This is a genomic window from Psychrobacillus soli (assembly GCF_006861775.1).
Classification (GTDB): Bacteria; Bacillota; Bacilli; order Bacillales_A; family Planococcaceae; genus Psychrobacillus; species Psychrobacillus soli.
In genome coordinates this window covers 1-12904 of record NZ_VDGG01000075.1, presented here as the reverse complement: position 1 = coordinate 12904, position 12904 = coordinate 1, and the positions used below count along the sequence as shown (strand labels likewise).

Here is a 12904-nt window from a genome sequence, read left to right as displayed (position 1 = left end):
CGACGGTGAAGGCTCATCGCTTACCCGGTGGAAAGCGTACGACTGCAGTGAAAATCCTAGCGGTCACTAGTCGACGCACTACGTCGCAGTATCTCTATAACACGTATAATATAAAAAACGTCATACCTTATATTAATATTACTTGAAAAAATTATCCACATGCCTAAATTTGTGTGGTTTCCTAAGCATAAAAATAGCGAACATCCCTTATGTAATCGTAGGGTTGTTCGCTTTTACTAACCAAAAAAGTAAAAATGCATACAAAATGAGTAACATTAGAAACCCTACTCGAAAATTCGTATGCTTTGTTTTATGTCGGAATAACTGCATACCTAAATAAGCACCAATGCCTCCGCCAAGGATTGCAAGTGTCCATAACGTACGCTCTGAAACTCTTTGTTTATGCTTTTTTGCTTGAGACTTATCATAGCCCATTACGATAAACGATAGTATAGACATTATTAAAACAACAATTAGAATGATTTCCGTCATTTCATACTCCTTGTACAAAAAAAGCTGATAGAATCTCTATCAGCTTTTTTATCTTTTATTATTTAGCGATTGCTTTTTTTGCTGCATCTGCAAGTTGTGTAAATGCTGCTGCATCTGTCACAGCTAGATCAGCTAACATTTTACGGTTTACTTCGATTTCAGCTAATTTTAATCCGTGCATTAAACGGCTGTAAGAAAGACCGTTTAGACGTGCTGCCGCATTGATACGTGTGATCCATAATTTACGGAATTCACGTTTTTTGTTACGACGGTCACGGTATGCATACATTAAAGATTTCATAACCTGTTGGTTTGCTACTTTATATAATGTATGTTTTGAACCGTAATAACCTTTAGCTAATTTTAATACTTTTTTACGACGCTTTTTTGTTACTGGTGTGCTTTTTACGCGTGGCATGATTCATTACCTCCTGCTATTCTTTCAAGATTTAAATTTCTTATTATTTCATGTAAGTAAGTAAAGTTTTGATACGTTTGTAATCGCCTGAAGAAGCTACTTTAGTTTTACGTAGTTTACGTTTAGCTTTAGTAGATTTATTAGCGAATAAGTGGCTTCCAAAAGCACGGTCATGTTTTAATTTTCCTGTACCCGTCTTTTTGAAACGCTTTGCAGCTCCACGGTGAGTTTTCATTTTCGGCATGTCGAATTCCTCCTAAACAATTGTACTCTGTTACTGTTTTTCGTTCTTTGGTGCTAGCACCAAGAACATACTACGGCCATCCATTTTCGGTTTTGATTCAACCGTGGATACTTCCGTACAAGCTTCTGCAAATCTATCTAAAACGCGTTGACCAATCTCTTTATGAGTAATGGCACGACCTTTAAAACGAATAGATGCTTTCACTTTATCTCCTTTTTCAAGGAACTTGATCGCGTTTTTAAGTTTCGTTTGGAAATCATGTTCATCGATTGTTGGGCTCAAACGAACCTCTTTCATCACGATGATTTTTTGATTTTTACGAACTTCACGATCCTTTTTTTGCTGCTCAAATTTGAATTTACCATAGTCCATGATACGAGCGACTGGCGGCTTGGCTTGAGGAGCCACAAGGACAAGATCCAAATTTACACGACCTGCAATTTCAAGTGCTTCGTTACGTGTTTTCAATCCTAACTGATCGCCATTTTGATCAATAACTCGTAGTTCGCGTGCTCGAATGCCATCGTTCACATACATGTCTTTGCTAATAACAATCCACCTCCAAATAGTGTCGCGAATACATGGTTTGGGCATAAATTCCGTAGAAACGAATTACTTACGCCGTTTTCGATCAAATAAAAAAACGAGCAGACATAAGATGTATGTCTGCCCGCCGATATAAGTACATGTAGATGCCTACATATTACAGTCGATCGTGTGCTTACCAGTCAACAACTTAATGTGTCGAACAGGTGAGAAGCGGGCAGCCTCTTCTTATACCACAAACTTGTATTCAATAACCTTAATAACTATAGCATGTAGCCTTGTACATGTCAACAGTATTTATGATTAATGTTTTGTTTCTTCCTGAATGCGAGCTAAAAACACATCAAATGGAATACTTTCCGATTGCTGTTCTCCGTATTTACGTACGTTCACATTACCTGTTTCTAACTCTTTATCACCTAAAACGAGCATGTACGGAATTTTTTGCATTTGAGCTTCTCGAATTTTATAACCAAGTTTCTCTTCACGATCATCCATTTCTACACGGAAACCTGCTGCTACTAATTTCTCTTCAATCTGTTTTGCATAATCGAAATGTACCTCATTGGATACTGGAATAATTTCTAGTTGAACTGGAGCTAACCAAGTTGGGAAAGCACCTTTATATTCTTCGATTAAAAAGGCAACAAAACGTTCCATTGTCGAAACGACTCCACGGTGTATTACGACTGGACGATGTGGCTTACCATCTTCGCCAACATAAGTTAAGTCAAAACGTTCCGGTAATAGGAAATCCAATTGAACAGTTGATAAAGTTTCTTCTTTACCAATTGCTGTTTTCACTTGAACGTCTAATTTTGGTCCGTAGAATGCTGCTTCGCCTTCTGCCTCAAAATAATCTAAGCCAAGCTCATCCATTGCTTCTTTTAACATCGCTTGTGCTTTTTCCCACATTGCGTCATCGTCAAAATATTTTTCTGTATCTTGTGGATCACGATAAGATAGACGGAATGTATAATCTTTTAAGTCAAAATCTTTATAAACTGCGATGACAAGCTCTACAACTTTTTGGAATTCCGCTTTAATTTGGTCCGGGCGTACGAAAAGATGCGCATCATTTAATGTCATCCCGCGAACACGTTGTAAACCGGAAAGCGCTCCTGACATTTCATAGCGATGCATTGTACCAAGTTCTGCAATACGTAATGGAAGATTGCGGTAAGAATGCATACCGTTTTTGAAAACCATCATATGGTGTGGACAGTTCATCGGGCGCAGTACTAATGTTTCGTTATCCATTTCCATTGGCGGGAACATTGAATCTTGATAGTGATCCCAGTGACCGGAAGTTTCATAAAGCTCTTTAGATCCTAGTACTGGTGTATAGACATGTTTGTAACCAAGTTTAAGTTCTTTGTCAACGATATAACGCTCGATGACACGACGAATCGTTGCACCATTTGGTAACCAAAGAGGTAAACCTTGCCCTACTTTTTGAGAGTTCGTAAACAATGCTAACTCTTTTCCAATTTTACGGTGGTCACGCTCTTTAGCTTCTTCTAACATTTCTAGATGGTGTTTAAGCTCTTCTTTTTTGAAGAAAGCAGTACCGTAAATACGTTGAAGCATTTTATTGTCACTATTCCCGCGCCAATATGCTCCTGCGATGCTAAGTAATTTGAACTCTTTTAACTTACCTGTAGATGGCACATGTACTCCACGGCAAAGGTCGAAAAATTCACCTTGTTCGTAAATTGATACTTGTTCACCTTCTGGTATAGCTTCTAGAAGTTCTACTTTGTACTCATCTTCTTTAAATTTATCAAAAGCTTCCGCGCGGGATACATTGAGGCGCACGATTTCGATGTTTTCGTTAATAATTTTTTTCATTTCTTTTTCGATTAATGGAAAGTGTTCTGCAGTAATCGGTTCAGGTGAATCGATATCATAATAAAAACCGTTTTCGATGACTGGACCAATTCCAAGTTTTACATCTTTAAACAAACGCTTAATCGCTTGCGCAAGTAAGTGAGCCGAACTGTGACGAAGAATTTCTAATGCTTCTTCCGATTCTGGCGTAATAATTGCTATTTCACCGTCAGTTGTAATCGGTGTTTTAAGATCGATCAATTGCCCACTTAGCATACCCGCTAATGCTTTTTTACGTAATCCTGGACTAATCGATTGTGCAATTTCTTCTGTTGTTGTAGCTATTGGAAATTCCTTTTCTGCTCCATCTGGAAATTTTAACTTAATAACTTCTGCCATGTTGAACACTCCTTGTAAAATTAATAATAAAAAAAACACAAAAAAACCCCATCCCTAAAAAGGGACGAGGTTCAAATCGTGGTTCCACCCTTCTTCTGTCTACTAAAACAAAAATAGACGAAGCTCTGCATCGGCTAACGGGCCGGTGACCGGTAACTGCTACTATTAATTCACAGTTGCTGCTCGGAGGTGGTAAATCGATTGCCGGTACTTAAGAAGCTTCCAGCCAAGGCTTCTCTCTCTAAAAAGTCGTTCAAACTGATTGTTGTCCTCTTCAATGCATCAAAATATTCTTATAAAAGAAAGTATACTGGTATGTAAAAAAAATTGCAAGTGAATATTACTTATCGAGCTTTTTTACTGCATTACTTCTTGTTTGATTGGCATACCCAACATATCACAAGGTCTACCAACTTTCACAATTTTCCCTTTATCAATTTTAACAATACGATCCGCTAAAGCATGGGCATCATTTTCATCATGTGTTACGAAAATAGATGTAATATTAGCCCTTTTTAATATATCTCGTAAATCTTTTCGAATTTTATACTGTAATTCAGCATCCAAATTAGAAAAAGGTTCATCTAAAAGCAAAAGGTTTGGCTTTGGTGCAAGTGCTCGTGCAAGAGCAACCCGTTGCTGCTGACCACCACTCAATTGATATGGGTACCTTTTTTCAAAGCCTGCTAGTTCTACTAATTCTAAAACTTCCTTTATTCTTTTTTCTTTTTCCTTTTTACTTAATCTAAATAAACCAAAACTAATATTCTCGGTCACTGTCATATGAGGAAAAAGAGCATAATCTTGAAATACTAAACCAATCCCACGCTTCTCCGGGTGAACAAAAGTAGTTGAACTAAATAATACATTGTCACCTATCGTAAATGTACCTTTTGTTGGCAATTCTAATCCGGCAAGAATACGTAAAATCGAGCTTTTACCACTACCACTTCTTCCTAAAATAGAAATGACTTCCCCTTTTTCAATTGTCATACTGAACTCGTCAATCGCATTTTCTTTTGAGTTAGAATAAGAAAAGCATACACTTTTAATTGCTATAAACATCTTATTTCGGCCCCTTTTCAAGTAAATAATGAAATACAAAAATTGCAATTGCACTTATCGTGATAATGATTAGAGAAGCTTGAGAAGCTTCCATAATTCTTTCATCACTTGCATACTGAAAAGCTTTTGTTGCAAGTGTATCAAAGTTAAATGGACGTAATATTAAAGTTAACGGAATTTCTTTCATAATATCAATAAACACAAGGATAAACCCGCTTATTATGGCACCTTTCATCATTGGAAGGTCAACTTTGACAAAAGTTCTCATTAAGCCGGCCCCTAGTATGCGAGATGCATGACTAAAATCTGTACCTATTTTATCATAACCAGATTCTATTGCGTTATAACCAATAGCAAAAAATCGAATGATATAAGCAGTAATTAACATAATAATACTCAAACTTAGTACAAGCTTTGAATCTATCCCCATGACTGCATAAATAGGAGAAAGAAAGCGATCTAAGGCAATAAATGTTGTAACGACTGCAACGGCAATAACTGCTCCAGGAATTGAATAACCTAGCACGGTAATCTTAGGCAGTACTTTTACATACCTCCCTTTGACTATACGACTGAAGTTTCCGATAATAAGTGCACAAAATATGATAATTGCAGCACTAACCCCAGCTACAAAAACCGAGTTTTTAATATGATGAAAAAATTGATCCGTAGGAATTTTTCCAAAAGTTAATATAAACCAACTCACTAATTGAGCGACTGGTATTAAAAATGCGAAACTAAAAATAATTAATACATAGGAAGTTGCAAATAAAGCTTTCAATCCTCCTAGCTTAATTAATTGTAATGGCCTTACTTTAGTCGAAGCGAAACTGAATTGCTTTTTTCCTCTAAGTAGCTTTTCGAAAACTAAAATCAATATAACAAATCCCATCAAGGAAGCAGCAAGTTTAATGGACGTTTCAATATCTCCAAATCCAAACCATGTTTGAAATATTGCCGTACTAAATGTTTGAATACCAAAATATTTAACGACACCGTAATCATTCAACACTTCAAGCACAACTAAACTCGATCCTCCAACGATTGCGACTCTAGAGATCGGTATTACTATTTGAAAGAAAATTTGCCAAGGTCCCTTCCCAAGAATTTTAGCACTTTCGATCAATGAAGCAGATTGATTGGATAAAAAAATACGCGTAATGGTGTAAACGTAAGGATACAAAAACAACGTATAAATAAATATTGCACCTGGAATATTCATTATATCAAAATAAGATGGGTTAACTATTATACCAAATTCATTGCGCAGTGTCTTTTGTATTACTCCAGTATAATTTACAATACCGTGATATGTATATGCTCCAATAAATGGAGGAATGGCTAAAGGTAAAATTAATGCCCATTTAAAAAAGTTCCGTAAAGGAAATTGATATTGTGCAATAAGCCATGCAAGACTTAATCCTATTACGATACTAAAAACAGCTGTAAAAACTACTAATATTACAGATGTTTGTATGTAATTTTGTAAAACAAATTTTTTCAAATGATCCCAATTTTCATTGGCAGGAGTAAAAATACCTTTCAAAATTGTTAAATTAGGTAAAAATAATAAAATAATTATGCAAGACGCTGAAATAGTCCAACTATTTATATTTAGCATAAGCCTCTTCACGGAAGAAAACACCTCAGTTTATAATCGCAAGAAACCCCTTGCCGAATTTATCAGCAAGGGAGTACTCTTTATTATTTCCAACCAACCTCGTTGAAAATCATAATAGATTTAGCATTATTGTCACCTAAAACAGAAAGCTGAATGTCTTGTTCTTTAAAATCACCCCAAGACTTCAGAAGATCTGAAGGTTCAACATCAACGTTTACAGGATATTCAAAGTTTGCAGTTGCAAATGTTCCTTGTGCTTCTGGAGCTGACAAAAACTCTAGAAGCTTAATAGCATTTTCTTTATTTTTAGAATGCTTTACAATTCCCGCTCCACTAATGTTAACATGCGTTCCTGTAGTTTCTTGATTCGGAAAGAACACATTTAGTCCTTCCGCAACTTTTACTTCTTCAGGATCTTCTGAATTTAGCATTTGACCGTAATAGTAAGTATTCATTATAGCAACATCACCAATTCCAGCAGCAATCGCTTTTGCTTGATCGCGATCTCCCCCTTCAGGGTTACGAGCTAAATTAGCAACAATTCCTGCTGCCCATTCTTTTGCTTTTTCTTCCCCATTAATGTCAATGAATGAAGCAAGTAAAGATTGGTTGTATACGTTTTCTGAAGAACGAATAAGCACACGGCCTTTCCATTTATCTTCTGTTAACGCTTCATATGTTGATAATTCTTCTGGCTTTACTTTGTCTTTATTATATATAATAACACGCGCACGTTTCGTCAAACCATACCACATTTGGTCATTATCTTGAAATTTCTTTGGAATTTGTTTATCTAATAGCTCACTTGAACCAGACTGTAGAACTCCTTCTTCTTTTGCACGATACAAACGTCCAACATCCGCTGTATAAAGAAGATCTGCTTGTGTAGCATCCCCTTCACGTTTAATACGCTCTAGTAACTCGTCCGCTTCGCCTTTAATTACATTTACTTTGATACCAGTTTCTTTTTCAAAATTCGCGTATAACTCATCATCCACATCATAATGGCGACTAGTATATAAATTGACTTCTTTACTTTCAGTAGTTGTTACCTCTTTTTCTGTAGTACTAGGTGTCTTTGTAGGTTCGCTTGTCTCATTTCCACAAGCCGCTAGCATAAGCAGTAAGCTCATCACGAATAAACTAAATATCTTTCTCAATTCTTTTCTCTCCTTAGTAATGATTGGCTTTGAAATGAAAACGATTATCATTTTCATTATTTATTATAATCGATAATATATAAAAATCAATAGAAATTACCAACGAATAATAAAATTAGAATTGTCAGACAAAAAAGAGCGGAGAAATATCCACGCTCTCAACTAGTTCCTATCATGTTTCAACTGAAAAAATATTAAGAATCTCTCCAATTCTTCCCTTGGAGTGAGATTGGAATCGTAAGTGCACGAATTCGTTCCATAATTCGTCCGGCTTTCACTACTTCTTTTTCCCCACGCTGTGTGACGGAGAGATGATGCTCTAACTCAGAATAGTTGAAATTAGAAGTCATAAAAGTAGGCAGCTGTTCTGACATTCGAAAATGCAAAATAGTCCCCAATATTTCATCTCTCGTCCAGCTAGACATTACCTCTGCACCAATATCATCGAGCATTAAAACGGGAGCTTTTTTGACGAATTCTATTTTTTCCGATAGTGAGTGATCTTGAATGGATTGTTTCATTTCACGCAAAAATTCTGGAACGTATACTACTACAGAATGAATATGTTTAGCTGCTAATTCATTTGCTAGTGCACCAAGCAAATAAGATTTCCCAACGCCGAATTTCCCGTGTATATAGAGTCCCTTCGTTGGCAATGTATTCGTCCGTTTCCATTCTTCCAAAAAGTCAACAGCAGCGCGAACTGCAACGACCCGACTACCGTCGCTTACATCTACATCGCTAAGACGTGCTTCCATTACTTCCCTAGGCATATGTATGCTATCAATCATCGAAGTAACTTTTCTGCGCTCATCCTCGATTATTCCTCGATTACAACGAACATATTCTAAATCAATTAGACCACGCTCTAAAACTAATTTTGGTTCATAGCCTTTCATGTAATTCTTGCATTGCTCTAGGGATTGGCACGAACCGCAATCATGAGACTGTGACTTATACTCGTATAATTTACTTAAACCCCGATCGACGATACGTTTCGACATGTCAGCTGCATTTTCTTCTAAAAACTTTTGCACGCCTGGATCTTCTAACACTTCTCGTTTCATATCATCTAACCTTGTGGAGAATTCGGGTGTTTGAACCATTCTTTTTAACGTTTCATTAATTCGTTCCATTATTTCCACCTACCTTTTCAATGCATTTAAATCAGCTAATAATTTTTGTCGTTCTGCATCTATATTCTGTATGCCATTTGTTGCATTTCCAGATTGCTTTGTTTCACCATCTTTTTTATAAAACCAATCCGGTACTTTTTCTTCTCGAACTGGTTTTTTCGTATAAGATTTCTGTTGAGATCCTTCACTTTTCCATTTTATATATTGCTCATGTTCGCTTCTTGCAAGTTCCATTGCCTGTTTTGCTGTTTTCACATCTTTTCGCATCCAGTGGGAAGCAATTTTTTCAGCATAATTTTTCGTCAGTTTCATATCCGTACGAAGTAACACATATTGCAATAGCACATTGACAACACCGATTGGCATTTTAAAATGAGTGACAAAATGATTCGCTAATTGTACATCTGCTAGAATTGGTTCTTTGCCGTTCGCAATATCTTTCAATACAATTGCGGGAGCAGTCGTTTCTAAATAATGGATAAGTTCTTCTTCTTTTGATAAAGCTTGGCTCGTTTCAGGTATTGGTTTAGCCGTTTGCTCAATTTTCTCAATAACTGGAGCGGTTTTTGAAACAGTTAGTTTATAGTAATCAGCGCATGCTTTTTTTAATCTTGCTTCGGAGAGATGGAGTTCATCATCTAATGCAAGTATGACCACTTTTTGCATCTCAACAGGGTGTAAGTTATATAAAAAAGCTAGTTTTGCGATTACTTCTTTTGCCTCTATCGTCATCGCTGATTTTGGTACAAGTTGTTCCGACAACCCTTCCTGCAATAAAGCAAAATCAAATTGATCGAAGTAAAAAGGAACAGAATCCATTCTTTTTTTAGATTGAAACTCATCTTCATAAGAAATGGCATTCCCTGTTTTCGAAGATGGTTTAAACACATCCATAAAGGTGCGAGATACATCTGTAAACCCATCATGCCAGTTCGCAGGTTGGATAAATCTACTACGTAATTGTTTATATGCGTTTTCCCCAATTTTCCCTAACAAAAACATCGACAATAATGGATCTTTTAAAAAGGACTCTGCATCGAGCGGGGCAGTTAACTCATAATAAAAGACACGACCGTCATTCTCTGATTTTTGCCAAGTACGAAGCAAACCAATTGCTTCTAATGCAATTCTCGCTTGAAAAATTTTACCAATGGAAACACCTAATACATTCATTAGTTGATAATGGGGCAATCCCTCGTTTTTTTTTGCTTCTCCATCAGCCCATAACGTTAAGTATAGGCTGATGCTTTCCGCTCCAACTAATGGTTGATAAAACAATGTTAATAATTGGCGATCATAATCCGAAAAAGAATATGGCAAGCGAATCATATACATGTCTGCTGGCTGAAGCTCCTTATATAACATCGACAGTTGCACCTACTCTCTTGCTGCTTATAATGTTGGATTTTTTTTAAGTATTTCTTTTAACTCATCTATAAAGACAGTGATATCTTTAAATTGGCGATAGACAGAAGCGAAGCGAACGTAAGCGACTTCATCTACTTTCGCAAGTTTATCCATTACTTTTTCTCCAACTTCCTCCGATTTCACTTCGGAGTTACCTGCTCTTCGCAATTCTTTTTCAATCGAAAAGACGATATCTTCTAGTTGATCAAGCGCAACTGGTCTTTTCTCACATGCGCGTATTAAACCACGAAGTACTTTCTCTCTACTAAATTCTTCCCGTGAACCATCTTTTTTCACTAAGATTAAAGGAGTTTCTTCTACTTTTTCAAAGGTTGTAAATCTAAATCCACAATCTTCGCACTCTCTTCTTCTTCTAATTGCTTTATTATCATCAACTGGCCTGGAATCGACAACTTTCGTGCCATTATATTGACAAGCTGGACATCTCATATTGATCTCACCTAATTCCTTACATGGATTTGTATATCTATTATAACAATGTTTTGGGATAAAATCGAAAAAGCAGAGGAATCGCTTCCTCTGCTAAGTCATTTAGGCTAAGTTATTACGCTTGAACTGTCATGCGCGACTTAGGTACATTAACTGGACCCATACCACGAGGCATTTCAATCGTTTCGCGTATTCCAGCATTAAGAGCATCTGCAATATAATTAGCTGCAACTGATGGATCTAAATCACCACATGTATACACATCAATGCTCGCATAACCATGCTCTGGAAAGCTGTGAATCGTTAAATGTGATTCGGAAATTATAACGACTCCACTTACACCTTGTGGTGCAAATTTGTGAAATGCAACTTCTCTGACTTCTGCACCCGACTTTAATGCAGCATCAACAAATGTTTGCTCGATAAATTGCATGTCGTTAAGTTTGTCGAAATCGCATTCCCATAGTTCTGCAATAATGTGACGTCCCATTGTTTCCAATGTCCGTTTCCCCCTTTGATAAGTTTTAGTTTTAATAGTAACAATCAAAGTTGACTACCACGGGGGAAAGTTAGTCCAAAGAGGTCCTAACCCTTTAAGTAGTCCATGTACGTGAAGTACACGATTATCATTATATGATGTATTAATAAAATAAGCAACATATAAAAATCCTCTTTCTAAAAAAGTTAGAAAGAGGATCATAATCTTATATGCTAGAAACTAGTTTAAGACCGGCAGCAACTTTTTTAGTTAAGTCTACTACACGTGCTGAATAACCCCACTCATTATCATACCAAGCAAGAACCTTTATTTTACGATCACCGATAACCATTGTAGTTAATCCATCTACAGTAGAAGAAAGAGTAGAAGTATTAAAATCAATCGAAACTAATGGCTCCGTTGTAAATCCTAATATTCCTGCCATAGCTCCTTCAGAAGCTTGAATAAATGCTTCATTTACTTCCTCCACCGTTACATCTCTTTGTACGTCTACGACTAGATCTACTAAAGAGACATTCGGAGTAGGTACACGAAGCGCCATCCCATGAATTTTCCCTTCTAACTCTGGTAACACAAGTGTAAGCGCTTTTGCAGCGCCTGTAGAAGTTGGAATAATGGATTGCCCACATGAACGTGCACGTCTTAAATCCTTATGTGGATTATCTAGATTGTTTTGATCATTTGTATATGCGTGAACTGTTGTCATTAACCCGTTTTCGATTCCAAACGTATCATTCAATACTTTTGCAACTGGTGCTAAACAATTTGTTGTACAGCTTGCATTGGAAATAATATGATGATTTTCTAAATCTAATTTGTCATCATTTACACCAACTACAATAGTTGCATCTTCATTTTTGGCAGGAGCAGTAATTATTACTTTTTTCGCCCCAGCTTTTAAGTGAGCAGCTGCTTTTTCACCATCATTAAATTTTCCAGTTGACTCAATTACGATGTCGACATTCAACTCTTCCCAAGGTAAGTTCGCTGGATCACGATCATTCACAATTTTAACTCGTTTGCCGTTTACAACAAGTGCATTGTCTTCTATTAATACTTCTTCAGAAAAAGTACCATGTGTAGAATCATATTTGATTAGGTGTGCTAATGTTTCTAAAGGATACCTTGCATTAATCGCTACAACATTTAACTCTTCCTGTACAATTGCTTGGCGAAATACCATTCGTCCAATACGTCCAAAACCATTAATTGCAATCGAAGTTGCCATGTGAAAATCCTCCTGTAACTGTGTGATACTTTATATTTTCTAACCTGTAATTAGTATAACACATTATATCAATCATGTAGCCTCTTTTATAAGAAAGATTTATTTATTTTAAATTTGGGCTTTTATCCATATTCAGGTTATTTTTCTATAGAACGAAGACACTAGCGGAGGTCACTACCCCGATTTGGCAAATGGGAAAGATGAATGGTATGTCGCGCATAATAGGGATACTGCGTGGTAAGAAAGTGACCGCTAAGATTTTCGCTGTAGTCGAACGCTTTCCGCCGGGTGAGCGATGAGCCATCCCCGCCGCTTAGGCGTCGTGTAGTGACCCCCAAAAGTTAGACATGATTTTTTAGTTAAGCGGCTTGCGCAAGATGAGTACGGTATTGTACAGGACTCATCTTGA

General features: G+C 36.7%; 13 protein-coding genes and 2 other annotated features. All 13 genes read right to left on the bottom strand.

Annotated elements, in window-relative coordinates:
• Positions 1-207: 207 nt before the first annotated feature.
• The 13 genes from FG383_RS19975 to FG383_RS19915 all read right to left on the bottom strand — a co-directional run bounded on the left by FG383_RS19975 (position 208) and on the right by FG383_RS19915 (position 12495).
• The gene (locus FG383_RS19975) at positions 208-492 is read right to left on the bottom strand and encodes a DUF1294 domain-containing protein (protein WP_142609356.1); all 285 of its coding nucleotides are present in this window, start codon (positions 490-492) and stop codon (positions 208-210) included.
• A gap of 58 nt (positions 493-550) precedes the next feature.
• The gene (rplT, locus tag FG383_RS19970; RefSeq protein WP_142609353.1) at positions 551-910 is read right to left on the bottom strand and encodes a 50S ribosomal protein L20; all 360 of its coding nucleotides are present in this window, start codon (positions 908-910) and stop codon (positions 551-553) included.
• Positions 911-953: 43 nt separating this feature from the next.
• On the bottom strand, positions 954-1154 hold the full coding sequence (rpmI, locus tag FG383_RS19965) for a 50S ribosomal protein L35 (RefSeq protein ID WP_053588661.1): 201 nt from the start codon (positions 1152-1154) through the stop codon (positions 954-956).
• A 30-nt stretch (positions 1155-1184) separates the two neighbouring features.
• The gene (gene infC, locus FG383_RS19960) at positions 1185-1748 is read right to left on the bottom strand and encodes a translation initiation factor IF-3 (RefSeq protein WP_221887547.1); all 564 of its coding nucleotides are present in this window, start codon (positions 1746-1748) and stop codon (positions 1185-1187) included.
• Between the two features lie 39 nt (positions 1749-1787).
• Positions 1788-1936 (bottom strand) — a sequence feature (ribosomal protein L20 leader region).
• Between the two features lie 67 nt (positions 1937-2003).
• On the bottom strand, positions 2004-3929 hold the full coding sequence (gene thrS / locus FG383_RS19955) for a threonine--tRNA ligase (protein WP_142609351.1): 1926 nt from the start codon (positions 3927-3929) through the stop codon (positions 2004-2006).
• 57 nt (positions 3930-3986) lie between these two features.
• Positions 3987-4216 (bottom strand) — a binding site (T-box leader).
• Between the two features lie 70 nt (positions 4217-4286).
• Positions 4287-4994, bottom strand: coding sequence for an ABC transporter ATP-binding protein (locus tag FG383_RS19950; protein ID WP_142609349.1), 708 nt, complete (start codon positions 4992-4994; stop codon positions 4287-4289).
• Position 4995: 1 nt separating this feature from the next.
• The gene (locus FG383_RS19945) at positions 4996-6615 is read right to left on the bottom strand and encodes an ABC transporter permease (RefSeq protein ID WP_425467673.1); all 1620 of its coding nucleotides are present in this window, start codon (positions 6613-6615) and stop codon (positions 4996-4998) included.
• 83 nt (positions 6616-6698) lie between these two features.
• Positions 6699-7748: a Fe(3+) ABC transporter substrate-binding protein gene (locus tag FG383_RS19940; protein ID WP_142609359.1), complete on the bottom strand. Its 1050-nt coding sequence runs from the start codon at positions 7746-7748 to the stop codon at positions 6699-6701.
• 221 nt (positions 7749-7969) lie between these two features.
• The gene (gene dnaI / locus FG383_RS19935) at positions 7970-8911 is read right to left on the bottom strand and encodes a primosomal protein DnaI (RefSeq protein WP_142609345.1); all 942 of its coding nucleotides are present in this window, start codon (positions 8909-8911) and stop codon (positions 7970-7972) included.
• Positions 8912-8920: 9 nt separating this feature from the next.
• Positions 8921-10276 (bottom strand): replication initiation and membrane attachment family protein, encoded by a 1356-nt coding sequence (locus FG383_RS19930; protein WP_246097074.1) that lies wholly within the window; start codon positions 10274-10276, stop codon positions 8921-8923.
• A gap of 27 nt (positions 10277-10303) precedes the next feature.
• Positions 10304-10768, bottom strand: coding sequence for a transcriptional regulator NrdR (nrdR, locus tag FG383_RS19925; protein WP_142609343.1), 465 nt, complete (start codon positions 10766-10768; stop codon positions 10304-10306).
• Positions 10769-10883: 115 nt separating this feature from the next.
• Positions 10884-11267, bottom strand: a complete 384-nt coding sequence (gene speD, locus FG383_RS19920; protein ID WP_142609341.1) for an adenosylmethionine decarboxylase — start codon at positions 11265-11267, stop codon at positions 10884-10886.
• 205 nt (positions 11268-11472) lie between these two features.
• Positions 11473-12495, bottom strand: coding sequence for a glyceraldehyde-3-phosphate dehydrogenase (locus FG383_RS19915; RefSeq protein WP_142609339.1), 1023 nt, complete (start codon positions 12493-12495; stop codon positions 11473-11475).
• Positions 12496-12904 lie beyond the last annotated feature (409 nt).

What these genes read in the sequence shown, in the direction of transcription:
- FG383_RS19945 (WP_425467673.1), bottom strand. Translation starts at nt 6,615, where the DNA reads ATGCTAAATATAAATAGTTGGACTATTTCAGCGTCTTGCATAATTATT.
- dnaI (WP_142609345.1), bottom strand. Translation starts at nt 8,911, where the DNA reads ATGGAACGAATTAATGAAACGTTAAAAAGAATGGTTCAAACACCCGAA.
- FG383_RS19940 (WP_142609359.1), bottom strand. Translation starts at nt 7,748, where the DNA reads ATGAGCTTACTGCTTATGCTAGCGGCTTGTGGAAATGAGACAAGCGAA.
- FG383_RS19975 (WP_142609356.1), bottom strand. Translation starts at nt 492, where the DNA reads ATGACGGAAATCATTCTAATTGTTGTTTTAATAATGTCTATACTATCG.
- nrdR (WP_142609343.1), bottom strand. Translation starts at nt 10,768, where the DNA reads ATGAGATGTCCAGCTTGTCAATATAATGGCACGAAAGTTGTCGATTCC.
- rplT (WP_142609353.1), bottom strand. Translation starts at nt 910, where the DNA reads ATGCCACGCGTAAAAAGCACACCAGTAACAAAAAAGCGTCGTAAAAAA.
- infC (WP_221887547.1), bottom strand. Translation starts at nt 1,748, where the DNA reads ATGCCCAAACCATGTATTCGCGACACTATTTGGAGGTGGATTGTTATT.
- FG383_RS19930 (WP_246097074.1), bottom strand. Translation starts at nt 10,276, where the DNA reads ATGTTATATAAGGAGCTTCAGCCAGCAGACATGTATATGATTCGCTTG.
- FG383_RS19915 (WP_142609339.1), bottom strand. Translation starts at nt 12,495, where the DNA reads ATGGCAACTTCGATTGCAATTAATGGTTTTGGACGTATTGGACGAATG.
- FG383_RS19950 (WP_142609349.1), bottom strand. Translation starts at nt 4,994, where the DNA reads ATGTTTATAGCAATTAAAAGTGTATGCTTTTCTTATTCTAACTCAAAA.
- rpmI (WP_053588661.1), bottom strand. Translation starts at nt 1,154, where the DNA reads ATGCCGAAAATGAAAACTCACCGTGGAGCTGCAAAGCGTTTCAAAAAG.
- thrS (WP_142609351.1), bottom strand. Translation starts at nt 3,929, where the DNA reads ATGGCAGAAGTTATTAAGTTAAAATTTCCAGATGGAGCAGAAAAGGAA.